30 protein-coding genes are annotated in these 24,015 nt (G+C 67.1%); all 30 read right to left on the bottom strand.

What is annotated here, in order from left to right:
- Positions 1 to 46: 46 nt before the first annotated feature.
- The 30 genes from rplO to EAO79_RS09245 all read right to left on the bottom strand — a co-directional run bounded on the left by rplO (position 47) and on the right by EAO79_RS09245 (position 23,984).
- Positions 47 to 643: a 50S ribosomal protein L15 gene (gene rplO, locus EAO79_RS09390; RefSeq protein ID WP_079705265.1), complete on the bottom strand. Its 597-nt coding sequence runs from the start codon at positions 641 to 643 to the stop codon at positions 47 to 49.
- The gene (gene rpmD, locus EAO79_RS09385; RefSeq protein WP_079001710.1) at positions 643 to 825 is read right to left on the bottom strand and encodes a 50S ribosomal protein L30; all 183 of its coding nucleotides are present in this window, start codon (positions 823 to 825) and stop codon (positions 643 to 645) included. The genes rplO and rpmD overlap by 1 nt, the downstream gene beginning before the upstream one ends.
- A complete protein-coding gene (gene rpsE, locus EAO79_RS09380) occupies positions 825 to 1,493 on the bottom strand; it encodes a 30S ribosomal protein S5 (RefSeq protein ID WP_229939737.1) in 669 nt (222 codons plus the stop codon). Before rpsE ends, rpmD begins: the two co-directional genes overlap by 1 nt.
- Positions 1,494 to 1,531: 38 nt before the next feature.
- A complete protein-coding gene (rplR, locus tag EAO79_RS09375) occupies positions 1,532 to 1,891 on the bottom strand; it encodes a 50S ribosomal protein L18 (protein ID WP_064296693.1) in 360 nt (119 codons plus the stop codon).
- 2 nt (positions 1,892 to 1,893) lie between these two features.
- Positions 1,894 to 2,430, bottom strand: coding sequence for a 50S ribosomal protein L6 (gene rplF / locus EAO79_RS09370; RefSeq protein WP_064296694.1), 537 nt, complete (start codon positions 2,428 to 2,430; stop codon positions 1,894 to 1,896).
- Between the two features lie 6 nt (positions 2,431 to 2,436).
- Entirely contained in the window at positions 2,437 to 2,835 is a 399-nt protein-coding gene (gene rpsH, locus EAO79_RS09365) for a 30S ribosomal protein S8 (protein WP_064296695.1), read from the bottom strand.
- Positions 2,836 to 2,980: 145 nt separating this feature from the next.
- On the bottom strand, positions 2,981 to 3,565 hold the full coding sequence (gene rplE, locus EAO79_RS09360; RefSeq protein WP_056008119.1) for a 50S ribosomal protein L5: 585 nt from the start codon (positions 3,563 to 3,565) through the stop codon (positions 2,981 to 2,983).
- The gene (gene rplX, locus EAO79_RS09355; RefSeq protein ID WP_056008121.1) at positions 3,565 to 3,924 is read right to left on the bottom strand and encodes a 50S ribosomal protein L24; all 360 of its coding nucleotides are present in this window, start codon (positions 3,922 to 3,924) and stop codon (positions 3,565 to 3,567) included. Before rplX ends, rplE begins: the two co-directional genes overlap by 1 nt.
- Positions 3,925 to 3,927: 3 nt before the next feature.
- Positions 3,928 to 4,296: a 50S ribosomal protein L14 gene (gene rplN / locus EAO79_RS09350; protein ID WP_064296696.1), complete on the bottom strand. Its 369-nt coding sequence runs from the start codon at positions 4,294 to 4,296 to the stop codon at positions 3,928 to 3,930.
- Positions 4,297 to 4,327: 31 nt separating this feature from the next.
- Positions 4,328 to 4,648 carry a 30S ribosomal protein S17 gene (gene rpsQ / locus EAO79_RS09345; protein ID WP_056008125.1) on the bottom strand — a complete coding sequence of 107 codons (321 nt, stop codon included), beginning with the start codon at positions 4,646 to 4,648 and terminating at the stop codon, positions 4,328 to 4,330.
- A gap of 2 nt (positions 4,649 to 4,650) precedes the next feature.
- A complete protein-coding gene (gene rpmC, locus EAO79_RS09340) occupies positions 4,651 to 4,986 on the bottom strand; it encodes a 50S ribosomal protein L29 (RefSeq protein WP_064296697.1) in 336 nt (111 codons plus the stop codon).
- Positions 4,986 to 5,405 carry a 50S ribosomal protein L16 gene (gene rplP / locus EAO79_RS09335; protein WP_056008131.1) on the bottom strand — a complete coding sequence of 140 codons (420 nt, stop codon included), beginning with the start codon at positions 5,403 to 5,405 and terminating at the stop codon, positions 4,986 to 4,988. The genes rpmC and rplP overlap by 1 nt, the downstream gene beginning before the upstream one ends.
- 2 nt (positions 5,406 to 5,407) lie before the next feature.
- Entirely contained in the window at positions 5,408 to 6,196 is a 789-nt protein-coding gene (gene rpsC / locus EAO79_RS09330; RefSeq protein WP_064296699.1) for a 30S ribosomal protein S3, read from the bottom strand.
- Positions 6,196 to 6,588 (bottom strand): 50S ribosomal protein L22, encoded by a 393-nt coding sequence (rplV, locus tag EAO79_RS09325; RefSeq protein WP_056008137.1) that lies wholly within the window; start codon positions 6,586 to 6,588, stop codon positions 6,196 to 6,198. Before rplV ends, rpsC begins: the two co-directional genes overlap by 1 nt.
- 26 nt (positions 6,589 to 6,614) lie before the next feature.
- Positions 6,615 to 6,896 carry a 30S ribosomal protein S19 gene (rpsS, locus tag EAO79_RS09320; RefSeq protein ID WP_064296700.1) on the bottom strand — a complete coding sequence of 94 codons (282 nt, stop codon included), beginning with the start codon at positions 6,894 to 6,896 and terminating at the stop codon, positions 6,615 to 6,617.
- Between the two features lie 12 nt (positions 6,897 to 6,908).
- A complete protein-coding gene (rplB, locus tag EAO79_RS09315; RefSeq protein ID WP_064296701.1) occupies positions 6,909 to 7,748 on the bottom strand; it encodes a 50S ribosomal protein L2 in 840 nt (279 codons plus the stop codon).
- Positions 7,749 to 7,776: 28 nt separating this feature from the next.
- A complete protein-coding gene (rplW, locus tag EAO79_RS09310; RefSeq protein ID WP_056008147.1) occupies positions 7,777 to 8,076 on the bottom strand; it encodes a 50S ribosomal protein L23 in 300 nt (99 codons plus the stop codon).
- Positions 8,073 to 8,738, bottom strand: coding sequence for a 50S ribosomal protein L4 (gene rplD / locus EAO79_RS09305; protein WP_124768819.1), 666 nt, complete (start codon positions 8,736 to 8,738; stop codon positions 8,073 to 8,075). Before rplD ends, rplW begins: the two co-directional genes overlap by 4 nt.
- A gap of 4 nt (positions 8,739 to 8,742) precedes the next feature.
- A complete protein-coding gene (gene rplC, locus EAO79_RS09300; RefSeq protein ID WP_056008154.1) occupies positions 8,743 to 9,396 on the bottom strand; it encodes a 50S ribosomal protein L3 in 654 nt (217 codons plus the stop codon).
- 24 nt (positions 9,397 to 9,420) lie between these two features.
- Complete coding sequence (gene rpsJ, locus EAO79_RS09295) at positions 9,421 to 9,729, bottom strand: 30S ribosomal protein S10 (RefSeq protein WP_005050520.1); 309 nt, start codon at positions 9,727 to 9,729, stop codon at positions 9,421 to 9,423.
- A 469-nt stretch (positions 9,730 to 10,198) separates the two neighbouring features.
- A complete protein-coding gene (locus tag EAO79_RS09290) occupies positions 10,199 to 12,013 on the bottom strand; it encodes a DUF4012 domain-containing protein (RefSeq protein WP_124768818.1) in 1,815 nt (604 codons plus the stop codon).
- Between the two features lie 175 nt (positions 12,014 to 12,188).
- The gene (gene tuf, locus EAO79_RS09285; RefSeq protein WP_064296705.1) at positions 12,189 to 13,379 is read right to left on the bottom strand and encodes an elongation factor Tu; all 1,191 of its coding nucleotides are present in this window, start codon (positions 13,377 to 13,379) and stop codon (positions 12,189 to 12,191) included.
- Positions 13,380 to 13,520: 141 nt separating this feature from the next.
- Positions 13,521 to 15,635 carry an elongation factor G gene (gene fusA, locus EAO79_RS09280; RefSeq protein WP_124768817.1) on the bottom strand — a complete coding sequence of 705 codons (2,115 nt, stop codon included), beginning with the start codon at positions 15,633 to 15,635 and terminating at the stop codon, positions 13,521 to 13,523.
- A gap of 87 nt (positions 15,636 to 15,722) precedes the next feature.
- The gene (gene rpsG, locus EAO79_RS09275) at positions 15,723 to 16,193 is read right to left on the bottom strand and encodes a 30S ribosomal protein S7 (protein ID WP_064296707.1); all 471 of its coding nucleotides are present in this window, start codon (positions 16,191 to 16,193) and stop codon (positions 15,723 to 15,725) included.
- Positions 16,193 to 16,567: a 30S ribosomal protein S12 gene (gene rpsL / locus EAO79_RS09270; protein ID WP_056008169.1), complete on the bottom strand. Its 375-nt coding sequence runs from the start codon at positions 16,565 to 16,567 to the stop codon at positions 16,193 to 16,195. The genes rpsG and rpsL overlap by 1 nt, the downstream gene beginning before the upstream one ends.
- A 347-nt stretch (positions 16,568 to 16,914) precedes the next feature.
- Complete coding sequence (locus tag EAO79_RS09265) at positions 16,915 to 18,390, bottom strand: hypothetical protein (protein WP_124768816.1); 1,476 nt, start codon at positions 18,388 to 18,390, stop codon at positions 16,915 to 16,917.
- Between the two features lie 120 nt (positions 18,391 to 18,510).
- On the bottom strand, positions 18,511 to 19,152 hold the full coding sequence (locus EAO79_RS09260; RefSeq protein ID WP_079705259.1) for a spermidine/putrescine ABC transporter substrate-binding protein: 642 nt from the start codon (positions 19,150 to 19,152) through the stop codon (positions 18,511 to 18,513).
- 37 nt (positions 19,153 to 19,189) lie between these two features.
- Entirely contained in the window at positions 19,190 to 21,643 is a 2,454-nt protein-coding gene (locus tag EAO79_RS09255; RefSeq protein WP_124768815.1) for a transglutaminase-like domain-containing protein, read from the bottom strand.
- Positions 21,640 to 23,019 (bottom strand): DUF58 domain-containing protein, encoded by a 1,380-nt coding sequence (locus EAO79_RS09250; RefSeq protein WP_124768814.1) that lies wholly within the window; start codon positions 23,017 to 23,019, stop codon positions 21,640 to 21,642. Before EAO79_RS09250 ends, EAO79_RS09255 begins: the two co-directional genes overlap by 4 nt.
- Positions 23,016 to 23,984: a MoxR family ATPase gene (locus EAO79_RS09245; protein WP_124768813.1), complete on the bottom strand. Its 969-nt coding sequence runs from the start codon at positions 23,982 to 23,984 to the stop codon at positions 23,016 to 23,018. Before EAO79_RS09245 ends, EAO79_RS09250 begins: the two co-directional genes overlap by 4 nt.
- Positions 23,985 to 24,015: the final 31 nt, after the last annotated feature.

Below are 24,015 nucleotides of genomic sequence, written 5' to 3'. Positions count from 1 at the left end.
TGATGCCGGCCACCCGAGTGAGCTCCTGTGCGGAGCCGGCCGAGGGCTACTTGACGCTGCCCCCGGCTGCCACGATCTTCTGCTCAGCTGAGCCGGAGACCTTGTCAACCGCGACATTCAGCTTAACCGAGATGTCACCGTTTCCGAGAACCTTGACCTTCTCGTTCTTCCGGACGGCACCCTTGGCGACGAGGTCCACCGTGGTGACGTCGCCACCCTTCGGGTACAGCTCGGCGAGCTTCTCCAGGTTCACGACCTGGTACTCGACGCGGAAGGGGTTCTTGAAGCCACGGAGCTTCGGGGTGCGCATGTGCAGCGGCATCTGCCCACCCTCGAAGCCGACCTTGACGTTGTAACGCGCCTTCGTACCCTTGGTACCGCGACCAGCGGTCTTACCCTTGGACGCCTCACCACGGCCGACGCGCATCCGGGACTTCTTGGCTCCGGCGGCCGGACGCAGGTGGTGCACCTTCAGGACCTGCTCGCGCTTCTCAGCGGGCTCGTCCTTCGCGGGCTTCTTGGCGGCAGCAGCCTTGGGGGCAGCCTTCGCCTTGGGCTCGGCCTTCGCGGCAGCCGTCTTCGGAGCTGCCTTCGCAGCGGCCTTGGGGGCCTTCTCCTCAGTGGTTTCGTTCTTCTCAGCCATTAGTCGATCTCCTCAACCTGTACGAGGTGAGCAACAGTGTTCACGTAGCCGCGGTTCTGCGCGTTGTCCGGGCGGACGACGACAGCACCGATGCGACGGAGACCCAGGCTGCGAAGCGTGTCGCGCTGGTTCTGCTTCTCACTAATTCTGCCCTTGATCTGGGTGATCCTCAGCTGGGCCATCAGGCACCTACCTTCGCAGCAGCGGCCGCCTGAACGGCCTCTGCCTCTGCACGGAGCAGGCGGGCCGGAGCGACCTGGTCGAACTCGAGACCACGACGGGCTGCAACGGCACGAGGTTCCTCGAGCTGCTTCAGCGCCGTGACGGTCGCGTGGACGATGTTGATCGTGTTGGACGAACCGAGCGACTTGCTCAGCACGTCGTGGATGCCGGCGCACTCGAGGACGGCGCGGACGGGACCACCGGCGATGACACCGGTACCAGCGGCGGCGGGGCGCAGGAGCACCACACCGGCTGCTGCCTCACCCTGGGTGGGGTGCGGGATGGTCGAGCCGACGCGCGGGACGCGGAAGAAGTTCTTCTTCGCCTCTTCGACGCCCTTCGCGATCGCGAGCGGGACTTCGCGAGCCTTGCCGTAGCCGACGCCGACCATGCCGTTGCCGTCACCGACGACCACGAGGGCGGTGAAGCTGAAGCGACGACCACCCTTCACGACCTTCGAGACACGGTTGATGGTCACGACGCGCTCCAGGAACTGGCTCTTGTCGCTGTCGCGGCTACCGCGGTCGCGGTTGGGGTTGCGCTCGCGGCCTCCGCGGCGCGCCTCGCGCGGCTCGCGGTCGCCGGTGGGCGCCGTCGATGCCGCGGTCTCGACCGGGGCCTCGGCCACGGTCGCCACAGGCTCTTGCTGCTGCTTGTTGTCTTCGCTCACAGGTTCAATCCGCCCTCTCGAGCACCATCGGCAATTGCTGCCACGCGACCTGCGTAGCGGTTGCCTCCACGGTCAAATACGACATCGTCGATGCCGGCTGCCTTGGCACGCTCGGCGATGAGTTCGCCGACCTTGCGCGACTTGGCGGTCTTGTCGCCGTCGAACGTCCGGAGGGTGTCCTCCATGGTCGAGGCGGAGACGAGGGTGTGACCCTTCGTGTCATCGACAACCTGCACGAACACGTGACGGGCTGAACGGTTGACGACGAGGCGCGGACGGACCGCGGTGCCCTCGACCTTCTTGCGCAGACGCGTGTGGCGACGGCCACGTGCGGCAGTCTTCGTTGGACGAGCCATGGTTACTTACCAGCCTTTCCGGCCTTGCGACGCACGATCTCGCCGGCGTAGCGCACACCCTTGCCCTTGTACGGCTCGGGCTTGCGGATCTTACGGATGTTGGCGGCGACCTCGCCGACGGCCTGCTTGTCGATACCGGCGACCGTGAGCTTGTTGTTGCCCTCGACGGTCAGCGTGATGCCGACCGGCGGCTCGACGGTGACGGGGTGCGAGAAGCCGAGCGCGAACTCGACGGCGCTGCCCTTCTGAGCGACGCGGTAACCGGTACCGACGACCTCGAGGCCCTTGGTGTAGCCCTGGGTGACGCCGATGATCTGGTTCGCGATGAGCGTGCGGGTCAGGCCGTGGAGCGAGCGCGAGTTGCGCTCGTCGTCGGGACGCGTGACGAGCAGCTGTGCGTCTTCGAGCTTGACCTCGATGGGGCTCGCGACGGTGAGCTGGAGCTCACCCTTCGGGCCCTTGACGGTGACGTTCTGACCGGCGACGTCGATGGTGACGCCTGCCGGGATGTCGATGGGGAGTCTTCCAATACGAGACATGACTGGCTACCACACGTAGGCGAGGACTTCCCCACCCACGCCCTTCTTCTCGGCCTGGCGGTCCGTGAGGAGGCCGCTGGAGGTGGACAGGATGACGACGCCGAGGCCGCCGAGGACCTTGGGGATCTCGTTCGACTTCGCGTAGACGCGGAGGCCGGGCTTCGAGACGCGCTTGATGCCGGCGATGGAACGCTCGCGGTTCGGGCCGAACTTGAGGCTCAGCGAGAGCGTCTGTCCGACGGCCGCGTCAGCGACCTCCCAGCCGGAGATGTAGCCCTCGGACTTGAGGATCTCGGCGATGTTCACCTTGAGCTTGGAGTGCGGCATCGACACGGTGTCGTGGTGCGCCGAGTTCGCATTGCGCAGTCTGGTCAGCATGTCTGCGACCGGATCTGTCATGGTCATATCGAGTGTTTCCTTTGTTCACCAGGTTTCGACATCCTGTGCAAGGGTGCCGACCTGTGGTGGTTGAACCGTTCTGGGCAGGAGTGCCCCGAACGGGCGGAAGCCCGGTCCTCGACATACACCGAGGACCGGGCAGAAGCTCAGCCTACTTGGACTCAGCCGCCTTGAACGGGAAGCCGAGCGCCTTGAGCAGCGCGCGACCCTCGTCGTCGTTCTTGGCCGTGGTCACGACAGTGATGTCGAAGCCGCGGACACGATCGATCTTGTCCTGGTCGATCTCGTGGAACATGGACTGCTCCTGGAGACCGAAGGTGTAGTTGCCGTTGCCGTCGAACTGCTTGTCCGAGAGACCGCGGAAGTCGCGGATACGCGGAAGAGCGAGGCTCAGCAGGCGGTCGAGGAACTCCCAAGCGCGGTCGCCACGAAGCGTGACGTGAGCGCCGATGGGCTGACCCTCGCGCAGCTTGAACTGCGCGATGGACTTGCGTGCCTTGGTGACCTGCGGCTTCTGGCCGGTGATCTTGGTGAGGTCCGAAACAGCGCCGTCGATGACCTTGCTGTCGCGAGCGGCCTCGCCCACACCGGTGTTGACGACGACCTTCACGAGTCCGGGCACCTGGTGCACGTTCGTGAAGCCGAAGTCCTTCTGCAGCTGCGGAAGGATCTCAGCGCGGTACTTCTGCTTGAGACGGGGCTGGATTTTGCCAGTCGCCACTTCTGTGTCGGTCATTACAGGTCCTTACCTGACTTCTTGGCGTAACGAACGCGGACCGTCTTGGTGACGCCGTCCTTCGTGACTTCCTCGTTGCGGTGGCCGACCTTGGTCGGGCCCTTGGTCTCCGGGTCGACGAGCGCGACGTTGGAGATGTGGATCGAAGCCTCGACGGTCTCGATGCCGCCGGTCTTCGTTCCACGCTGGGTCTGGCCGACACGGGAGTGCTTCGTGACGTAGTTGACGCCCTCCACGATCACCCGGTTCTTGTCCGCCAGGACCTCGATGACGCGACCCTGCTTGCCGCGGTAACCACCGCGGTCCTGCTTCGGGCCGGAGACGACCTGAACCAGGTCGCCCTTCTTGATCTTTGCCATGACTTAGATAACCTCCGGCGCCAACGAGACGATCTTCATGAACTTCTTGTCACGAAGCTCGCGACCGACCGGTCCGAAGATGCGGGTACCACGGGGGTCCCCGTCAGCCTTCAGGATGACAGCGGCGTTCTCGTCGAACTTGATGTACGAACCGTCGGAACGACGGGTCTGCTTGCGGGTGCGGACGATGACCGCCTTGACGACGTCGCCCTTCTTGACGTTGCCACCGGGGATCGCGTCCTTGACGGTCGCGACGATGGTGTCACCGAGGCCCGCGTAGCGGCGGCCGGAGCCACCGAGCACGCGAATGGTCAGGAGCTCCTTGGCGCCGGTGTTGTCGGCGACCTTGACTCGTGATTCTTGCTGAAGCATTGTTCGCTTTCCTCTCAGTAAGCCGCGAGGCCTACTTGGCCTTCTCGAGAATCTCGACCAGACGCCAGCGCTTGGTGGCGCTGGTGGGGCGGGTCTCGCTGATCAGGACGAGGTCGCCGATGCCGGCGGAGTTCGCCTCGTCGTGAGCCTTGACCTTGGAGGTGCGGCGGATGACCTTGCCGTAGAGCGGGTGCTTCACGCGGTCCTCGACCTCGACGACGATGGTCTTCTCCATCTTGTCGCTGGTCACCAGACCACGGCGGGTCTTGCGGTAGCCACGAGCAGCGGCGTCCTTGACGTCGTGCTCGGCCGACTCGTGACCCTCGGGGGCCTTGTCAGTAGCGGTAGCCATGTCTAGGCCTCCTTCGTGGTCTCGGCGTCGGCTGCAGCGGTGTCCTCGGACTTCGGTGCGGCCTTGGCCTTCTTGGTCTTCTTCTCGGCCTTGGCCTCGACGACCTCGACGGTCGGCGTGGCCCGGATGCCGAGCTCGCGCTCACGGATGACCGTGTAGATGCGAGCGATGTCGCGCTTCACGGCGCGCAGGCGGCCGTGGTTCTCGAGCTGCCCCGTGGCCGACTGGAAGCGCAGGTTGAACAGCTCTTCCTTGGCCTTGCGGAGCTCCTCGATGAGGCGCTGGTCTTCAAAGGTGTCGAGCTCGACGGGGGTGAGCTCCTTGGATCCGATCGCCATTATGCGTCGCCCTCCTCGCGCTTGATGATGCGTGCCTTGAGGGGCAGCTTGTGGATTGCACGGGTCAGCGCCTCGCGGGCCAGGGTCTCATCGACTCCGGCGACCTCGAACAGCACACGACCCGGCTTGACGTTCGCGACCCACCACTCGGGCGAACCCTTACCGGAACCCATGCGGGTTTCGGCGGGCTTCTTGGTCAGCGGACGGTCGGGGTAGATGTTGATCCACACCTTTCCGCCACGCTTGATGTGACGCGTCATGGCGATACGAGCGGACTCGATCTGACGGTTGGTCACGTAAGCGGGCGTCAGGGCCTGGATACCGTACTCACCGAACGACACCTTGGTGCCACCGGTCGCCTGGCCGGAACGGCCGGGGTGGTGCTGCTTCCGGTGCTTGACTTTGCGTGGGATCAACATGGTTATGCCTCAACTCCTGCGGCGGCGGGCGCCTCAGCAGCTGCCTTGGGGGCGCTGCTCGGACCGGCGTTCCGACGGGGGCGGTCGCCACCGTCGCGACGTTCCGGACGCGTCGACTTCTGGTTGGCCTGCTCGCGAGCAAGCTCCTTGTTGGTGATGTCGCCCTTGTAGATCCAGACCTTCACGCCGATGCGGCCGAACGTGGTCTTCGCCTCGTAGAAGCCGTAGTCGATGTTCGCGCGGAGCGTGTGCAGCGGCACACGGCCTTCGCGGTAGAACTCGGAACGGCTCATCTCGGCGCCGCCGAGGCGGCCGGACACCTGGATGCGGACACCCTTGACGGTGGACGTGCGCTGAGCGCCCTGCAGGCCCTTACGCATCGCGCGGCGGAAGGCCACACGTGCGGAGAGCTGCTCGGCGATGCCCTGCGCGACAAGCTGAGCGTCGGCCTCGGGGTTCTTGACCTCGAGGATGTTCAGCTGGATCTGCTTCTTCGTGAGCTTCTCGAGGTCGGCGCGGATGCGCTCGGCCTCGGCGCCACGGCGACCGATCACGATGCCCGGACGGGCGGTGTGGATGTCGACGCGGACCCGGTCACGGGTGCGCTCGATCTCGATGCGGCTGACACCAGCGCGGTCGAGCGAGGTCGCCAGCAGACGGCGGATCTTGACGTCTTCCGCGACGAAGTCGCTGTAACGCTGACCCTTCTTCGTGCTGTCGGAGAACCAACGCGACACGTGGTCGGTCGTGATTCCCAGACGGAAGCCGTATGGATTGACTTTCTGACCCATTACTTGCTCACCTTCTTGGCCTTGGCAGCGCCGGCAGTCTCATCAGGCGTCGAGAGCTCGACGGTGATGTGGCTGGTGCGCTTGAGGATGCGGAACGCGCGGCCCTGTGCGCGGGGGCGGAAACGCTTGAGGGTTGCACCCTCATCGACGTACGCCTTCGCGATGTACAGGTCCTGCTCGTCAAGGAACACGTTGTCCTTGTCGGCCGTGACGCGAGCGTTCGCGATGGCCGAGGCAACGAGCTTGTAGATGGGCTCGCTGGCGCTCTGTGGTGCGAACTTCAGGATGGCCAAGGCCTCCTGAGCCTGCTTGCCACGGATGAGCGCGACGACACGACGGGCCTTCTGGGGGGTGACGCGGATGTGTCGCACGCGGGCGATCGACTCCACCATTTCTCTTCCTCCTTCACGTCACCGCGTTAGCGGCGACGGCCCTTCTTGTCGTCCTTCACGTGTCCACGGAAGGTGCGGGTGGGCGCGAACTCGCCGAGCTTGTGCCCGACCATCGTCTCGGTGACGAACACCGGGATGTGCTTGCGACCGTCGTGGACGGCGATGGTGTGACCCAGCATCGCCGGGATGATCATCGATCGACGCGACCAGGTCTTGATCACGTTCTTGTTGTTGGCCTCGTTCGCCGTGACGACCTTGCGGAGCAGGTGGTCGTCGACGAAGGGGCCCTTCTTGAGACTGCGTGGCATCTTCTCTTACTCCTACTTACGCTTCTTGCCGGCGGTACGACGACGAACGATGAGCTTGTCGCTTTCCTTGTTGGGGTGGCGCGTGCGGCCTTCCTTCTGGCCCCACGGGCTGACCGGGTGACGTCCACCGGAGGTCTTGCCCTCACCACCACCGTGCGGGTGGTCGATCGGGTTCATCGCGACACCACGGACGGTCGGGCGGACGCCCAGCCAGCGCTTACGGCCGGCCTTACCCCAGTTGATGTTCGACTGCTCGGCGTTGCCGACCTCACCGATGGTGGCGCGGCAGCGCAGGTCGACGTTGCGGATCTCACCGGACGGCAGGCGGAGCTGCGCGTACGGGCCGTCCTTCGCGACGAGACGCACCGATGCACCCGCGGAGCGGGCCATCTTCGCGCCGCCGCCGGGACGGAGCTCGATCGCGTGGATGACCGTACCGGTGGGGATGTTCTTCAGCGGCAGGTTGTTTCCGGGCTTGATGTCCGCGCCGGCACCCGACTCGACCACGTCGCCCTGGCTGAGCTTGTTCGGAGCGAGGATGTACCGCTTGGTGCCGTCCACGAAGTGGAGCAGCGCGATACGCGCGGTGCGGTTGGGGTCGTACTCGATGTGAGCGACCTTGGCGTTGACGCCGTCCTTGTCGTTGCGACGGAAGTCGATCAGACGGTACTGGCGCTTGTGGCCACCACCGATGTGACGCGTCGTGATGCGGCCCTGGTTGTTGCGACCACCGGTCTTCGACAACGGACGAAGCAGCGACTTCTCCGGCGTGGTGCGGGTGATCTCCGCGAAGTCCGCGACAGACGAACCGCGACGACCAGGAGTCGTGGGCTTGTACTTACGAATAGCCATTTCTTATTCCTCTTCGTTCCCGGCCGTCTTAGCCAACAGCCGTGAAGATGTCGATGGAACCCGACTTGAGCGACACGATGGCGCGCTTGGTGTCCTTGCGCTTGCCGGTGCCGAACTTGGTGCGACGGGTCTTGCCCTGACGGGTGAGGGTGTTGATCGAAGCGACCTCGACACCGAAGATCTTCTCGATGGCGAGCTTGATCTCGGTCTTGTTCGAGCGCGGGTCGACGAGGAAGGTGTACTTGCCCTCGTCGATCAGGCTGTAGCTCTTCTCGGAGACGACCGGCGCGAAGATGACGTCGCGGGGGTCCTTGTTGATCGCGGTCATGCCGAGACCTCCTCGGTTGCGGCCGTGTTGCCGGTCTTGCTGGCGACGAATGCCTCGAAGGCGGCCTTGGTGAAGACGATGTCGTCGGAGACGAGCACGTCGTATGCGTTCAGCTGGTCGTACGACAGCACGTGCACGTTCTGCAGGTTGCGGACGCTGCGGAGGCTGAGCTCGTCGTCGCGCTGGAGGACGATCAGGACGTGCTTCGAGGAAGCGACGTTCGTCAGGTACTCGGACACGGCCTTCGTCGACGGCTTCTCACCGATCGAGAGGGAGTCGACGACGTGCAGGCGGCTGCCGCGTGCGCGGTCGGAGATGGCGCCGAGGAGAGCCGCGGCGATCATCTTCTTGGGGGTGCGCTGTGCGTAGTTGCGGGGCACTGGACCGTGGACGATGCCACCGCCGGTCATCTGAGGTGCACGGATGGAGCCCTGACGAGCGTTACCCGTACCCTTCTGCTTGAACGGCTTGCGGCCGGCACCGGACACTTCGCCGCGGCGCTTGGTCTTGTGCGTCCCCTGGCGGGCGGCAGCGAGCTGCGCGACGACCACCTGGTGGATGAGCGGGATGTTGGTCTGAACGTCGAACACCTCGGCAGGAAGGTCGACGGTGCCGGCCTTCTTGAGCTTGGTGTCGAGCACGTCGAGAGTAGCGATAGCCATGGAACTACGCTCCCTTCACTGCGGTGCGGACGAATACGATGCGGCCACGAGCGCCGGGAACGGCACCCTTGACGAGCAGCAGGCCCTTCTCGGCGTCGATGGCGTGAACCCGGAGGTTCAGCACGGTGACGCGCTCGCCACCCATACGACCGGCCATGCGCATGCCCTTGAAGACACGGCTCGGGGTCGAGGAGGCGCCGATGGAGCCCGGCTTGCGGTGGTTGCGGTGAGCACCGTGAGATGCGCCCGTTCCCTTGAAGTTGTGACGCTTCATGACACCGGCGAAACCCTTACCCTTCGAAGTGCCGACGACGTCGACCTTCTGGCCGGCCTCGAAGACACCGTCGACGGTGAGCTCCTGGCCGAGCGAGTACTCGGATGCGTCGGCAGTGCGGACCTCGGTGAGGTGGCGACGCGGCGTCACGCCGGCCTTGTCGAAGTGACCCGCGTCAGGCTTGCTGACCTTGCGGGGATCGATCTGGCCGTACGCGATCTGCACGGCGTCGTAGCCGTCGACCTCGGGGGTGCGAACCTGCGTGACCACGTTGGGCGTGATCTCGATGACGGTGACGGGAACGAGCTTGTTGTTCTCGTCCCACACCTGGGTCATGCCGAGCTTGGTGCCGAGCAGACCCTTGCTGGTCTTCGTGTTAGACATGTCTTCCTTCCGTCTCTACCGAGCTCAGAGCTTGATCTCGATGTTGACGTCCGCCGGCAGGTCGAGACGCATGAGCGAGTCGACGGCCTTCGGGGTCGGGTCGATGATGTCGATCAGACGCTTGTGGGTGCGCATTTCGAAGTGCTCCCGGCTGTCCTTGTACTTGTGCGGCGAACGGATCACGCAGACCACGTTCTTCTCCGTCGGAAGCGGCACGGGGCCGACGACGGTTGCGCCTGCACGGGTGACCGTGTCGACGATCTTGCGCGCCGAAGTATCGATGACCTCATGGTCATACGACTTCAGTCGGATGCGGATCTTCTGTCCCGCCATGTGTGACTCACTCTCTGTCTCGCGTCGTGCGGATCGCTCCGTATTGGACGCATATCGTGCGCTTTGCAACGTTCGGTTGCTCCGCGCCATTGGCACTACTGGTGTCGCACCACTGTTCTGCTGTCAACGACCACTCGTGTCTTGCGACCCTCGTGGTCATCCACCGGCTTCCACCCCGACTCGTGGTCGGCGCTGGGCGTAGCACTGCTACGACCTGGATTGCGATGAAGTGATTGGTGTTCTGCTACCCGCGGCCTAGGCTCGATCCCTGTCGCGTTGCCGCGTCTGGGAGCTCCTATGCACTACCTGGCAGTGATCCGCCGGAGCGCGCACAGGCACGCTCGTCCGAAGTACTGAACTGGACTAGTTTGCCACGGATCCACCATGCGTGCAACCCGGGCGTGTCGCGGGCGTCGGATGGTCAGGATCCGCTCAGTCTCGGGCGTCGTGAGCACCGAGGCGCCGCTGCTCAGCAGGGCTCGACGACGTTGTCGACCTCGACCGGACGCACCCCCGGGGTGCCCAGGAACCGCACCGCGTCGACCGTCGCGCCGGACACGTCCGCATCGACCTCGAGTGTCACCGTCGCGCCCGGCGCGATCGTCACCACCATGTAGGCCACGGGGCGTCCGTCGTCCGATCCGGCCGTGTACGGGGCCTCGGCGCCGTCAACGCGAACCGAGCGGATGTCGGCACCGTCGGGCGCGTAGGCCATGACCCGCAAGCGCATCCACCCACGCGGGAGCCCCTCACGCTCGTGGAACCCCGCGATGTAGTCGAACGCCTCCGTGTCGAGCTCCGGCTCCGTGTCGATCGTGTTGGAGAGCTCGGACGTGACCATCACCGTGCGGGTCCCGTCGACGTCGCACGACGCCGCACGGACACGGACCCGCTGTCGGAGGTAGTACTCGAGTTTGGACCCGACCGCGTCCGAGAGGTACAGCCCGAACGGCACCGAACGAGACGAACGCTCGGGCAGGGCGCCGCCGACCCCGGCGAGCACCAACGCCCGCTCCTCGACGCGGTCGGGACTCCAGGCGAGCAGACGCCGCTCGTCGACCGCCTGCACCCAGCCGTCGATCGCACGGGGCACCACCATGGAGCCCGCCTGCAGCTGCGAGGTGAGCGCCTGCACGACGGCGGTGAAGGTCGCGTCCTGCGCCCGGTTCGCCTCGTCGCTGAGACCCGGGTGGTCTCGGTACACGCCGTTCAGGAGCTCGTCGACCACCGTCTCGCTCGACAGCTCCGTACCGTCGTCCAGCACGACGGGGCCGGTCGCTCGCAGCAGATGGGAAAGCGCGACCGGGTCCACGGCGAGCACCAGGTCGGGCGTGACGCCCTGACTCTCCTGCCACAGCCGCGAAGCCACCTGCGCACCGTACGGGAAGTCCGGCCGCGCCGTCACCTCATGGATGGAGGTGCCTGCGGCAGCGTAGCCCTCGGTCCGGTAGAGCGCGTCGGCATCGGCCGGGAGGGGCACCACCGGATCGGCGTGCGACACGAAGTCCGCGCCGCCGAGGGTCCTGGTCACGCTCAGCGCGCCCTCCTCGACGTGCACGAGCACCGAAGCTCCCGCGATGCCGCCGAGGGCTCGGCTCTCCGCCGAGTTCTGGAACAGGACGACCACGTCTCGCGGCCCCTCCTCCCCCAGGAACCCGGGCAGCGCTCGCAGCACCGGTGCGAGCCGCGAGGCGAGCGATGAGGCCTCGCGCAGCGGTCCGTCGAGTCCGACCAACGCCGACGCCACCTGAGGCAGGAGCACCGACCGGTCGAGGCGGTCGAGGCGCGCGACCTGCTCCTCGAGTCGCTCGAGCGCGCGCGCCGAGGTGCGCGCCAACCGCCCCACCCGCTCCGTGTCCAGTCGCCCGTCGACCGCGAGTCCGTCGACGGACAGGTCGAGGACCGGCTCGACGACCTCGTCGACGACCACGTGGGCCGCCTCGACGGCCGTGCGCACCGCGACGAAGTTCACCCCGGAGACGGGCACGCGTTCGGCGAGCCACCAGTCAGGCCGCCGAGTCGACGTCAGGGCCCGCTCGACCGCGTCGCCGGCGCGCTGCACGACGGCAGGATCGATCGCGTCGGCGCCGTCACCGACGACGCCCGCACGGATCGCCTCGAGCTCAGGCAGGACCGACGTGAGCTCCTCCCGGACGGACATGGCCTCCACCGCCGCCGACACGGTGGCTCCAGCGATGCCGAGCAGAACGGACAGGGCGACGATGCTCGGGATCAGGACACGTGGGCGCGACAGGCGACGCGGACGGATGGACGAACGGGACACGGTCACCTCGGCGGCTCGATGCAGAATGGGTCGCCTGATCTCTTACATATGAGGTACCGGGGTCCCGACCGTCCGACGGCACGCACGACGAAGGGCCCGGAGCGAAATGCTCCGGGCCCTTCGTGTGGAACCGTGTCGACCCTGCGGTCGATCAGGGGTTCGCGTCAGCGGATGCTTACGCGAGCACCTTGGTGACGGTGCCGGCGCCGACGGTGCGGCCACCCTCACGGATGGCGTAGCCGAGGCCGACCTCCATGGCGATGGGCTGGATCAGCTCAACGGTCATGTCGGTGGTGTCGCCGGGCATGACCATCTCGGTGCCCTCGGGCAGCGTGATGACGCCGGTGACGTCGGTGGTGCGGAAGTAGAACTGCGGACGGTAGTTCGCGTAGAACGGGTTGTGACGCCCACCCTCATCCTTGGACAGGATGTACGCGGTGCCCTCGAAGTTCGTGTGCGGCGTGACCGAACCCGGCTTCACGACGACCTGGCCGCGCTCGACGTCTTCACGCTTCGTGCCACGGAGCAGGAGACCACAGTTCTCGCCGGCCCATGCCTCGTCGAGCTGCTTGTGGAACATCTCGATACCCGTGACGATCGTCTTCTGCGTCGGGCGGATGCCGACGATCTCGACCTCGGAGTTGATCGCGAGCGTGCCACGCTCGGCGCGGCCCGTGACGACGGTTCCACGACCGGTGATCGTGAAGACGTCCTCGATCGGCATGAGGAAGGGCTTGTCCTTGTCGCGCACGGGGTCGGGGACGTTGGCGTCCACGGCGTCCATGAGGTCGAGGATGCTCTGCACCCACTTCTCGTCGCCCTCGAGCGCCTTGAGGCCCGAGACGCGGACGACCGGTGCGTCCTCAGCGAAGCCCTGCGAGGCGAGCAGCTCGGAGACCTCGAGCTCGACGAGCTCCAGGATCTCCTCGTCGTCGACCATGTCGGACTTGTTCAGCGCGACGAGCAGGTAGGGGACGCCGACCTGCTTGGCGAGCAGCACGTGCTCACGCGTCTGAGCCATCGGGCCGTCAGTGGCGGCGACGACCAGGATCGCGCCGTCCATCTGCGCAGCACCGGTGATCATGTTCTTGATGTAGTCAGCGTGACCGGGGGCGTCGACGTGCGCGTAGTGGCGCTTCGGGGTCTCGTACTCGACGTGCGAGATGTTGATCGTGATACCACGCTGACGCTCTTCCGGCGCGGAGTCGATCGACGCGAAGTCGCGCTGCACGTTGGTCGCGGACGGGAACTTGTCCGCCAGGACCTTCGAGATCGCCGCGGTGAGCGTGGTCTTGCCGTGGTCGACGTGACCGATCGTACCGATGTTGACGTGCGGCTTGGTCCGCTCGAACTTGGCCTTTGCCACTGTGAGTCCTCCTCAGGACGTTGTGCGGGACGCCGGGCACCATTCGATGCCCGACGCACTGCAGGGATGTGTATTCATGTTACGCGATCCGCCCGGGTGTTCGCACACCCGGCCGGACCGCGGTGAAGAGAGAGTGAGTGACTACTCGCCCTTGTTCTTCTGGATGATCTCGTCGGCGACAGCCTTCGGGACCTCCGCGTAGCTCTCGAACGTCATCGAGTACACGGCACGACCAGAGGTCTTCGACCGGAGGTCGCCGATGTAGCCGAACATCTCGGAGAGCGGCACGTTGGCACGGATGACCTTGACGCCGGTGGCGTCGTCCATGGACTGGATCTGTCCACGGCGCGAGTTGAGGTCTCCGATGACGTCGCCCATGTACTCCTCAGGAGTACGCACCTCGACCGCCATGAGCGGCTCGAGGAGGACGGGGTTGGCACGCGAGTAGGCCTCCTTGAGACCCATCGAGCCGGCGATCTTGAACGCCATCTCCGAGGAGTCGACGTCGTGCGCCGCACCATCGGTGATGATCGCCTTGACACCCACGACCGGGTAGCCGGCGAGGCCACCGACCTGCAGGGCGTCCTGGAAACCGGCGTCGATCGACGGGATGTACTCGCGCGGGATGCGACCACCGGTCACGGCGTTCACGAACTCGTAGGTCGTCTCCGGAGTGACGTCCATCGGCTCCAGATCGAACTGGATCTTCGCGAACTGACCCGAACCACCGGTCTGCTTCTTGTGCGTGTAGCCGTACTTCTCGACCTTGCGCTTGATGGTCTCGCGGTACGCGACCTGCGGCTTGCCGACGTTGGCCTCGACGTTGAACTCGCGCTTCATGCGGTCGACGAGGATGTCGAGGTGGAGCTCGCCCATGCCCTTGATGACCGTCTGGCCGGTCTCGGTGTTCTGCTCGGTGCGGAACGTCGGGTCCTCTTCGGCCAGCTTCTGGATCGCGGTGCCCAGCTTCTCCTGGTCGGCCTTTGTCTTCGGCTCGATCGCGACCTCGATGACGGGCTCCGGGAAGCTCATCGACTCGAGGACGACCTGGTGCTGCGGGTCGGACAGGGTGTCACCGGTGGTGGTGTCCTTCAGGCCGATGACCGCGTAGATGTGACCGGCGGTGACGAAGTCGACCGGGTTCTCCTTGTTGGCGTGCATCTGGAAGATCTTCCCGATGCGCTCCTTCTTGCCCTTGGTCGAGTTGATGATCTGCGCACCGGAGTCGAGACGACCCGAGTAGACGCGGACGTACGTCAGGCGACCGAAGAACGGGTGCACCGCGACCTTGAACGCGAGCGCGGTGAAGGGCTCGGTCGAGTCGGGGTGACGCTCCACGACCTTCTCCTCGTCGCGCGCGTCGTGGGCCTCGATGGCCGGGACGTCGAGCGGGGAGGGGAGGTAGTCGATGACGGCGTCGAGCATCGGCTGGACGCCGCGGTTCTTGAACGCGGAGCCACAGAGGACCGGGTACATGGTGCTCGTGATGGTGAGGTGACGGATCGCGGCCTTGATCTCCGCGACGGTCAGCTCTTCGCCACCGAAGTACTTCTCCATGAGTGCGTCGTCGGTCTCGGCGACGGCCTCGAGGAGCGCGGTGCGGTACTCGGCCGCCTTCTCCTTGAGGTCTTCCGGGATCTCCTCGATGGCGTACTTGGCGCCCATCTCGACGTCACCCTTGGCGTCTCCGCGCCAGGTGAGCGCACGCATCTCGACGAGGTCGACGACGCCCTCGAAGCTGGACTCGGCACCGATCGGCAGCTGGATGACCAGCGGCTTCGCGCCGAGGCGGCTGATGATCGTGTCGACGGTGAAGTAGAAGTCGGCGCCGAGCTTGTCCATCTTGTTGACGAAGCAGATGCGCGGCACGTCGTACTTGTCGGCCTGACGCCAGACGGTCTCGGACTGGGGCTCGACGCCCTCCTTGCCGTCGAACACCGCGACCGCGCCGTCGAGGACGCGGAGCGAACGCTCGACCTCGACCGTGAAGTCGACGTGGCCGGGGGTGTCGATGATGTTGATCTGGTTCTTGTTCCAGAAGCAGGTCGTCGCGGCGGACGTGATGGTGATGCCGCGCTCCTGCTCCTGCGCCATCCAGTCCATCGTCGACGCACCGTCGTGGGTCTCGCCGATCTTGTGGTTGACGCCCGTGTAGAACAGGATGCGCTCGGTGGTGGTGGTCTTGCCGGCATCGATGTGGGCCATGATGCCGATGTTGCGGACCTTGTTCAGGTCGGTGAGCACGTCTTGTGCCACGGGGTCCTCCGGGGATAGGTAGGGGTGAGCTGATTCACTCAGGTGTGCGAGGGCGGGCGGATCGCCCGCCCTCGCATCGGGCGGCGACTACCAGCGGTAGTGCGCGAACGCCTTGTTCGACTCGGCCATCTTGTGCGTGTCTTCACGACGCTTGACGGCTGCACCGAGACCGTTCGATGCGTCGAGGATCTCGTTCTGGAGACGCTCGGTCATCGTCTTCTCGCGGCGGCCCTTCGCGTAGCTCACGAGCCAGCGCAGGGCGAGGGTGTTGGCGCGGTGAGGCTTGACCTCGACCGGCACCTGGTAGGTGGAACCACCGACGCGGCGCGAACGCACCTCGAGGGTCGGGCGGACGTTGTCGAGCGCCTTCTTGAGCGTGACGACGGCGTCGCCCTGGTTCTTGGCGGTGACGCCTTCGAGTGCGTCGTAGACGATGCGCTCAGCGAGGCCCTTCTTGCCGTCCAGCAGGATCTTGTTGACGAGCTGGCTGACGATGGGGGCGCCGTAGACGGGATCGGCGACGACGGGACGCTTCGGAGCTGGACCCTTGCGAGGCATTACTTCTTCTCCATCTTCGCGCCGTAGCGGCTGCGAGCCTGCTTGCGGTTCTTGACGGCCTGCGTGTCGAGGGCGCCACGGACGATCTTGTAACGGACACCCGGGAGGTCCTTCACACGACCACCACGGACCAGGACCAGCGAGTGCTCCTGGAGGTTGTGGCCCTCACCGGGGATGTACGCGGTGACCTCGGTGCCGTTGCGCAGCTTCACGCGGGCGACCTTGCGCATCGCCGAGTTCGGCTTCTTCGGGGTGGTGGTGTACACGCGGGTGCACACGCCGGCCTGCTGGGGGTTGCTCTTCAGGGCGGGCGCCTTGGTCTTGACGACCTTGGGGCTGCGGCCCTTCCGAACCAACTGCTGAATGGTTGGCACTACTTGCTCCTTGATGATGACTGCACGGTGACAGTGGTACTGCAGCATTCGTGGACCGGTCTCCCGGATCACGAGGTCGTATGGACCCACCGGCGCCGCGCGAGTGCGCGTCGCTTTCGTGGTGGGTATGCCGTGGGGGCGATCGGCAACCGGGACCAGCCCGGCGGGGATCAACCCGATGGTGCAAGACTGCTGTCCACTCCCCCGAGCCAGGCTCCGGAGAACGTGGACAGCACGAGAGCGCACGACAGCGCGCACACCCAAACAAGACTAGCCCGCCGACAGGCTGTGGTCAAACGACGACGGCCCCTGGGAGCATCGCTCCCAGGGGCCGTACAGCTCGGCCTCTACGGGGACGGGACGAAGGTCGCGCCCTCGTCGGTGAAGCCCTCGATCGTGCCGCCGACGACGAAGTCGACGGGGTTGATGCTGTAGCCCGGACCGGTCTGGCCGGTGGCCGGGTCGGTCAGCGTGCAGGTCATCGACATGCGTCCGACGGTCTCGGAGTCGACGGTCCAGCCGCCTCCCGCGAAGTCACCGATCGTGAAGGTCGGGCGCGTGTCGAACTTCCAGGTCACACCGGAGGGGGTGAAGCCGGTGTCGTTGCGGATCTCGAAGGGGCACCCCTCCGGGGCGAGCTCCGTCGCCGCACCGCAGCCGTCGATGTACGCGTTGACGGCCTCCTCGACGGCGGTCGTCCCGGCGTCGGTGAGGGCGACGGCGAGCGTCGCGGGTTCCGCGGCCTGACCGAAGCCCACGGCCGTCGTGGTCGTCGCCTCGGCGGTGTACCAGTCGCTCTCGCTGAGGGCGACGTCGTAGGTGCCCGGGAGGGCACGCAGCTGGTACGAACCCTCGGCGATCGGTTCGACGTCGGTGAGGTCGACGCCGCCGACCGTCGCGACCGCGTCCTCAGGGGCGACCACGTCGACCTGGACCGTGCTGAGTTCGGGAGCCTCGAGCTTCCACTTGTCGAAGAGCACGGCGTCCTTGCCGACCTTGGTGAGCGTGAACTCCTGGTCGACGCTCTCGCCACCCTGAGTGAGGCGGGCCTCGACGGTCGCGGTGTTCCCGCTGGTCGTCGTCTTCCCGATCGTGTAGCCGGAGACCTTGCCGGACGCCGCCTTGTACGCGTCGTCGGTCAGCAGCACGTCGGCCGCCGACACCTCGGTACCGGAGAGCTTGAGCGCCTGTTCGGCGTCGCCCGACTTGAGGGCGTCGAGGTAGCTCTTGACCGTCACCTCCGGGGCGTGGAGGGCGTTGCCGACACTGACGCCGACGATGCCACCGACGATGATGAGGAGGAGGGCGCTCCCGCCGGCGATGATGCCGGTGAGCCCCTTCTTCGAGAGCTTCTTCTTGGGCGGCTGCTGGCCGCCGCCGTACCCGCCGGCGCCCTGCGCGTAGGGCGCCTGGCCGTACTGCTCGGTGGGCTGCTGGCCGTACTGCCCCGTGGGCTGCTGGCCGTACTGACCGGTTCCCTGCTGACCGAACTGCTCGGTCGGCTGCTGGCCGTACTGCGCCGTCTGACCGTACTGACCGGTCTGCTGGCTGTACTGACCGGTCTGCTGGTCGTACTGGCCCGTCTGCTGGTTCTGCTGGCCGGACGACTGCTCACCGTACTGGCCGGACTGCTGCCCGTACTGCCCAGACGGCTGCGTCGGCGACTGCCCGTACGGCGACTGCTGTCCGTACTGACCCGTCTGCTGCTGGCCTGAGCCCGACTGCTGCGGGCCGTTGCCCTGCCACCCCTGCTGCGGGTCGGGCTGAGCGGGTGGTCGCTGCCACTGGGGCTGCTGCGGGTTCTGATCTCCGGGATCGGTCATGGTGTTGCGCCCCCAATGAGCATGGATCGTGCTGATGACAAGTGCTCGAAAGTATAGTGACGGGTGTCGGACAGCACGATGGGGAGATCTCCCCTCCTGCGTCCGGGTGAACCCCGACGGCTACCAGGGCGAGGTGGGGGAATCCAGCTCCAGTGCGAGGTCGTCGAGGAGCGCGGTGACCTGCGGTTCGACGTACCGCTCCACGGCGTCGTGGATGGCGAGGCGGTGCCCGACGAGGAGTTCGCAGATGCGGCGCCCGGTCTCGTTCGCGCACTGGTCGGCGAGGGCGATCTCGGTGCGCAGCGCCTCCTTCGCGTCGTCCGACAACGGCGGGGGTGGCGGGACGGCCCTCGCCTGGGATTCGCCGAGCTCCGCGAGGGTGAAGAGGTAGGGCTGCTCGGGATCCGGGTCGGGGTCGAGCTGCAACCCGTCGAACTCCGGGTCGAGCCCCTCCCCGGGGCGGTAGGCACGCTGCGCCTCGCGCAGGTCCGCCGCGCGCAGTTCGGCGCGGAGGACGGGGAGGTTCCGCTCGGTGTACTCCGCCACCGCGTGGTCGACGAGGGCCTTCATCCGGGTGGCCAGGCCGTGCTGCACCTGGTGCGGGACGTCGTCGACGAGGCCGGCCGCCCGGAGGATCGGCGACCCGATGCACCGGCGGCAGATCCGGGTGCGTCCACGGTGGGCGGCGGGGTGCCAGCGCGGCAGCCACCGGAGCCAGGCGTCGACGGCCTGACTCACGCTGGTCTCGAGCGAGCGCTCCATACTCACCGAGGGTAGCGCCTCGGCGGTCGTATCGGCCTCAGCGCCGCCCGGCGGCGCGCTGGTCCCATGCTGCTCGACGGGCGAGCGCACCGGACGGCTGCAGCCGGCTCACGAGACTGCGCTTCGCGCGGTAGCGGAACCGGCTCCGCTGGCGGGCGAACCAGCCGAGCGCTCCCTGTGCCCGGGAGGCCTCGGCCTCCGACCGCTGCCACAGCTCGTCGGCCGTCGTGTCGTCCACGTCACGACCGGAGAAGACGACATCGTCGGTCGTCCCCGCGAGCACGGTGAGCGTGGTCGCGCCCTCTGGTTCCTGGGCACCGAGCATGGACGCCGTGGCCGACCGCGTGGCGGCCGGGGGCACCGTGTACCCGAGCTCGGCGTAGCGGTCGATCAGCTCGTCCCACGCACCGGCGGCGCTGCGGTCACCACTGCCCGCGCGGCGACGCTTCGTCCGCCGACGCTTCGCGCCGGAGATGGCGAGGAGCGGGATGAAGTACAGCGACACCGGGACACCCACGATCAGCGCGAGCCACCAGACCCACTCCGGGATCACGAGTCCGTCGTTCTTGTCCTTGTCGTCGCCATCGTCGATCGAGGCCTCGGTGAGGAGGCTGTCGTCGAGGCTGTCGCTGCGCGGCGGCTGACGCACCTGCGGCTGCGGCTCGGTCTTGGGCTTCGGGTCCTGGTCCTGCGGGATCTCGGTCTCATCGGGGGTCGGTGAGAACGCCACCCAGCCGTAGCCCTCGAAGGGCACCTCGACCCACGCCGTCACGTCGTCTCCGACGACCTGCACCGAACCCTGGCCCTCGGTCACCTCGGGCGCGAAGCCCATGACGACCCGCGCGGGGTAGCCGAGCGAGCGGGCCATGAGCGCGAACGCCGACGCGTACTGCTCCTCGTCGCCGACCATCGGTGTGCGGGTGAACAGCTCCGACATCCGGTCCGCACCGTGGCCGGCGCGTGACGGAGAGCTGTCCGAGGCGAGCCCGTGGCTGAGGAACCCGGTGGTGCGGAGGGTCTGCTCGATCGCGCGCAGCTGCCCCATGGGCGTCGTCTCGGTTCCGACGAACTCCGAGGCCTTCGCGACGACGATGTCGGGGATGTTCGTGACGGGCGGCAGCTCGACCGCTGCGGTCGGTGTCGTCGCGAGGGCCGTGTCGCTCGGGACGGCCTGCGTCGTGGTCCGCTCCTCGTAGTCGTCGCCCGTGCCGATGCCCGAGGTGATGACGGCCGCGCCGCTCTCGGCGTTGTAGCGGATGTCCTCGGATCGCTCGGACGCCTTACCGTCGAGGGTGAGCGCGCTCGGATATCCGACACTGGGCACCCAGATGTCGTCGTAGCCGGTGATGTCGATCGACACCCGACGGTCGCTACCGGCCGTGATGAGCTTCGGTCCGGGCAAGTGGTCGCCGACGAGTTCGAAGGCACCGGAGCCGTCGGTCGCCGTGGACGGTCCCGAGACGGTCCACAGGCGTCCGTCGTAGCTGTCCATGGCCGCCAGACGGATCCGATCCCCCGGCTTGAGGCCGGTGGCGGTGAAGAGCTTCGTCTCGGCGAGGTCCTTCGTGTACTCGCGGAACCCGGCGAGCGGGCTCGGGTACTCCAGGGGGTCGAACGGCGGGGTGACGACCTCGCGGAGGACGAACCGGGAGTCCGTGGGCGGTGAGGCGACCACGGCCGCGCCGCCGCCGACGACGACCGCGACCGCGGCGAGGACGGCCGTGCCGATGATCTTCTTGCGACGGAGGACGGCGGTGGTCGACGCCGCCGCGTTCTCGCCACGACCGGCACCCGGCCGCCACCCGAGCCAGAGGAGGGCGATCAGCGCGAACGCGATCCCGCGGACGGCCGCCAGGAAGGGCGTCTGCGTACCGAGGAGGACGCCGAGCGCGTACAGTACGGTCGGGCCGACGAGCAGGACGGCGCAGCGCACGGCGACCTGCGGACGGCGCGGCAGCCAGCGGACGGCGAGCACGGCGGAGACCACCCCGACGAGCATCCCCGCGACGTAGGGCAGGGTCATGATGTAGGCGGGCGCGCTCAGCGGGGTCTGCAGGGTGACGAAGTCCTTCCACCCGAACACCGCCCCGATGCTGATCCCACCGAGGGTCCGCAGGTTCGGGAGGATCGCGAACGTCGCGACCGACGGCATCGCCAGGGCACTGCCGAAGACGTAGAAGACGAGGACGGTCGAGAGACCGGTCAGGAGGGCGTTCAGCCGGAGCGCGTGGGAGGCGACACCGACCCCCATGCCGAGCGCGAGACCGCCGAGGCCGGCGAGGAGGAAGCCGGTGCCGCTGAGCGCCGCACCGAAGCCGAGCAGGCCGAGGGCCGCGAGGACGAAGACGACCACGAGGTCGATCCAGGAGCGGCCGGGCAACGGCCACGGCGCGACGAAGGTCGGGACGATGCCCTGGACGTCGACGTCCGCGGCCGAGCCGGCGGGAACGCGTCCGGGGCGCACGGTCGTGCGCTCGTCGACCCCGCTCACAGGGCCCTCGACATGACCTTGGCGAGGTCGCTCAGTGCCCCGACCGTCATGACGTTCATCCCGGCGACGTCCTTGATGCCGGCCCGTGCACCGCGTTCGACGCGGATGCCGAACACGTTGACGTCGGGACCGAAGAGGCGTTGGATCCCCCGGTACTCCTGTGCCTCGAGCCGCGAACCGGCGACGATGATGACGACACTCGGTGCAGGCAGACGCTTCGTGGTCTCCCGGGCGAAGGTGCGTGGGGTGTCGAAGGTGCCCTCGGCGAGCTGCAGCCTGCAGCTGTCGTCGAGGAAGGAGGTCACGGTGTGGGTCCGCAGCGCGAGCCGGTCGGTCACGACGCTGATCGGCACCTGGTCGAGGATCACCTGGGTCGCGATCGACGCGGTGAGCGACACCGCCAACTCGAACTCGTCCTCATCGTCGGCGTAGTAGCGGGAGTCGGTCGTCATCACCATGGTGAGCTGCGACCGCCGAGTCTCCTCGAACTGCCGCACCATGAGCTGGCCCGTCTTCGCGGAGGACTTCCAGTGGATGTAGCGGCGGTCATCACCGGGGACGTACCCGCGGAGCGCGTGGAAGGAGATGTCGTTGTTCGTGATGGTCTTCGTGACGAGGCCCTCGAGGTCGCGGATGAGACCGGCGGCCGTCGGGTGGAGCCGCGTGGTCTCAGGGTGCACGAAGAGCTCGACCGGTTCCGTCCAGCGCACCTCGCGGCGCAGCAGACCGAGCTGGTCGCCGCGGACCGACACGGCAGGCCCGGCCGGGATGACGGCTCGCCGGTTCGTCGGGACGGCGAACAGCTCCTCGTGCTCGCCGTCCTTCGGGATCGCCGGGATGGCGAACTCCGCGAGGCCGTAGCCCACGGGGACCTCGAGGCGCGTGGGCGTCGTGGCGCGGTTGCCGGGGTTGGCGATGAGGACCTGCCCGATCGCGCGCTCCCCGACGGTGACGCGGCTGGGGTTCAAGTGGATGGAGATGCGGAAGGTCGACCGCCCGAAGAGGTACGCGACGGAGGCCAGCAACGCGGCCAGCGGCACGAAGCCGAGGAAGACGAGCTCCGCCCACCCCAGGATGAAGCCGGCGACGGTCGCGATGACGCCGATCGCGAGCACGACCCAGCCGAGGCCGCTGACGACAGCGAGCACGGGCTGCGCAGCCGACCAGACGACCCTGGCCCAGGGCACGACGACGGCACCGACGCCGTCGAGCGCGCTGCGGAACGGGTTCGGCCGTCGAGCGGGAGCCGGCGCGCCATCGATGTGCGCATCGGGACCCTCGGGCCCCGCCTCGGCAGGCGCGCCGACCGTCGCCGTGCGGACCGGCCCGGATCCGTCCGGCGCGGTGTCGGCGCGCTGCTCGAGGGTCTCGCTCATGCTGCGCGGTACGCCGGCGGAGCGATGCTGACGAGGACCCGGGCGACGACGTCCTGCGCGGTCACGCCGGCGAAGTCGGACTCGGGGTCGATGATGATGCGGTGCGCGAGGACGGCCTGCGCGAGGTCGTTCACGTCGTCGGGGGTGACGTACGTGCGCCCCTGCGAGATCGCCCAGGTCTTGACCGCACGCACGAGCGCGAGCGCACCGCGCATGCTGACGCCGAGGGCGACGTCCTGGTCGTCCCGCGTCGCCGCGACGACGTCGGCGACGTACTCGAGGATGCTGCCGTCGACGTGCACCTCGGTGGCGAGCTGCGCCATGGTGATGACCGCGCTGGAGGCGATGATCGGCTGGACCTTCGTCGCGCGCGCCCGGTTCGAGGCGTCGAAGAGCAGGTTCACGGAGGTCTGGCGGTCGGGGTAGCCGAGCGTGGTCTTGATGAGGAAGCGGTCGAGCTGCGCCTCGGGCAGTTTGTACGTGCCTGCCTGCTCGATCGGGTTCTGCGTCGCGATGACCATGAACGGCTTGCCGGCCTCGTAACTCGTGCCGTCGATCGTGACGATGCCCTCCTCCATCACCTCGAGGAGCGCCGACTGCGTCTTCGGCGAGGCGCGGTTGATCTCGTCCGCCAGCACGATGGAGGCGAAGATCGGTCCCTTGTGGAACTCGAAGATCCCCTTGCCCTGGTCGTAGATCGTCACACCGGTGACGTCGGACGGCAGGAGGTCGGGCGTGAACTGGATCCGCGAGCTCGTGCCGTCGAGCGTGTTCGCGAGCGCCTTGGCGAGCACGGTCTTGCCCGTGCCCGGGTAGTCCTCGAGGAGCACGTGGCCCTCCGAGAGCATGGCGGTGACGACGAGCTTGATGACGTGCTCCTTGCCGAGGATGGCCTGCTCGACGTTGCCGACGAGCTTGCCGAACGCGTCGGCGAACCAGGTGGCCTGTTCCTGCGTGACAGTCATGGGTGTGTTGGGTGCTTTCTCATCGGGTGAT

The sequence above is a fragment of the Plantibacter sp. PA-3-X8 genome (assembly GCF_003856975.1).
Taxonomy (GTDB): domain Bacteria; phylum Actinomycetota; class Actinomycetes; order Actinomycetales; family Microbacteriaceae; genus Plantibacter; species Plantibacter auratus.
The sequence above is the reverse complement of the archived record's forward strand: the minus strand, read 5'-3'. Positions and strand labels throughout refer to the sequence as shown.

Bases quoted from the DNA above. Each gene is read 5' to 3' on its own strand.
- rplO (WP_079705265.1), bottom strand. From the start codon at position 643: ATGGCTGAGAAGAACGAAACCACTGAGGAGAAGGCCCCCAAGGCCGCT.
- rpmD (WP_079001710.1), bottom strand. From the start codon at position 825: ATGGCCCAGCTGAGGATCACCCAGATCAAGGGCAGAATTAGTGAGAAG.
- rplR (WP_064296693.1), bottom strand. From the start codon at position 1,891: ATGGCTCGTCCAACGAAGACTGCCGCACGTGGCCGTCGCCACACGCGT.
- rplF (WP_064296694.1), bottom strand. From the start codon at position 2,430: ATGTCTCGTATTGGAAGACTCCCCATCGACATCCCGGCAGGCGTCACC.
- rpsH (WP_064296695.1), bottom strand. From the start codon at position 2,835: ATGACCATGACAGATCCGGTCGCAGACATGCTGACCAGACTGCGCAAT.
- rplE (WP_056008119.1), bottom strand. From the start codon at position 3,565: ATGACCGACACAGAAGTGGCGACTGGCAAAATCCAGCCCCGTCTCAAG.
- rplX (WP_056008121.1), bottom strand. From the start codon at position 3,924: ATGGCAAAGATCAAGAAGGGCGACCTGGTTCAGGTCGTCTCCGGCCCG.
- rplN (WP_064296696.1), bottom strand. From the start codon at position 4,296: ATGCTTCAGCAAGAATCACGAGTCAAGGTCGCCGACAACACCGGCGCC.
- rpsQ (WP_056008125.1), bottom strand. From the start codon at position 4,648: ATGGCTACCGCTACTGACAAGGCCCCCGAGGGTCACGAGTCGGCCGAG.
- rpmC (WP_064296697.1), bottom strand. From the start codon at position 4,986: ATGGCGATCGGATCCAAGGAGCTCACCCCCGTCGAGCTCGACACCTTT.
- rplP (WP_056008131.1), bottom strand. From the start codon at position 5,405: ATGTTGATCCCACGCAAAGTCAAGCACCGGAAGCAGCACCACCCCGGC.
- rpsC (WP_064296699.1), bottom strand. From the start codon at position 6,196: ATGGGTCAGAAAGTCAATCCATACGGCTTCCGTCTGGGAATCACGACC.
- rplV (WP_056008137.1), bottom strand. From the start codon at position 6,588: ATGGTGGAGTCGATCGCCCGCGTGCGACACATCCGCGTCACCCCCCAG.
- rpsS (WP_064296700.1), bottom strand. From the start codon at position 6,896: ATGCCACGCAGTCTCAAGAAGGGCCCCTTCGTCGACGACCACCTGCTC.
- rplB (WP_064296701.1), bottom strand. From the start codon at position 7,748: ATGGCTATTCGTAAGTACAAGCCCACGACTCCTGGTCGTCGCGGTTCG.
- rplW (WP_056008147.1), bottom strand. From the start codon at position 8,076: ATGACCGCGATCAACAAGGACCCCCGCGACGTCATCTTCGCGCCGGTC.
- rplD (WP_124768819.1), bottom strand. From the start codon at position 8,738: ATGGCTATCGCTACTCTCGACGTGCTCGACACCAAGCTCAAGAAGGCC.
- rplC (WP_056008154.1), bottom strand. From the start codon at position 9,396: ATGTCTAACACGAAGACCAGCAAGGGTCTGCTCGGCACCAAGCTCGGC.
- rpsJ (WP_005050520.1), bottom strand. From the start codon at position 9,729: ATGGCGGGACAGAAGATCCGCATCCGACTGAAGTCGTATGACCATGAG.
- rpsG (WP_064296707.1), bottom strand. From the start codon at position 16,193: ATGCCTCGCAAGGGTCCAGCTCCGAAGCGTCCCGTCGTCGCCGATCCC.
- EAO79_RS09265 (WP_124768816.1), bottom strand. From the start codon at position 18,390: ATGACCGATCCCGGAGATCAGAACCCGCAGCAGCCCCAGTGGCAGCGA.
- EAO79_RS09260 (WP_079705259.1), bottom strand. From the start codon at position 19,152: ATGGAGCGCTCGCTCGAGACCAGCGTGAGTCAGGCCGTCGACGCCTGG.
- EAO79_RS09250 (WP_124768814.1), bottom strand. From the start codon at position 23,019: ATGAGCGAGACCCTCGAGCAGCGCGCCGACACCGCGCCGGACGGATCC.
- EAO79_RS09245 (WP_124768813.1), bottom strand. From the start codon at position 23,984: ATGACTGTCACGCAGGAACAGGCCACCTGGTTCGCCGACGCGTTCGGC.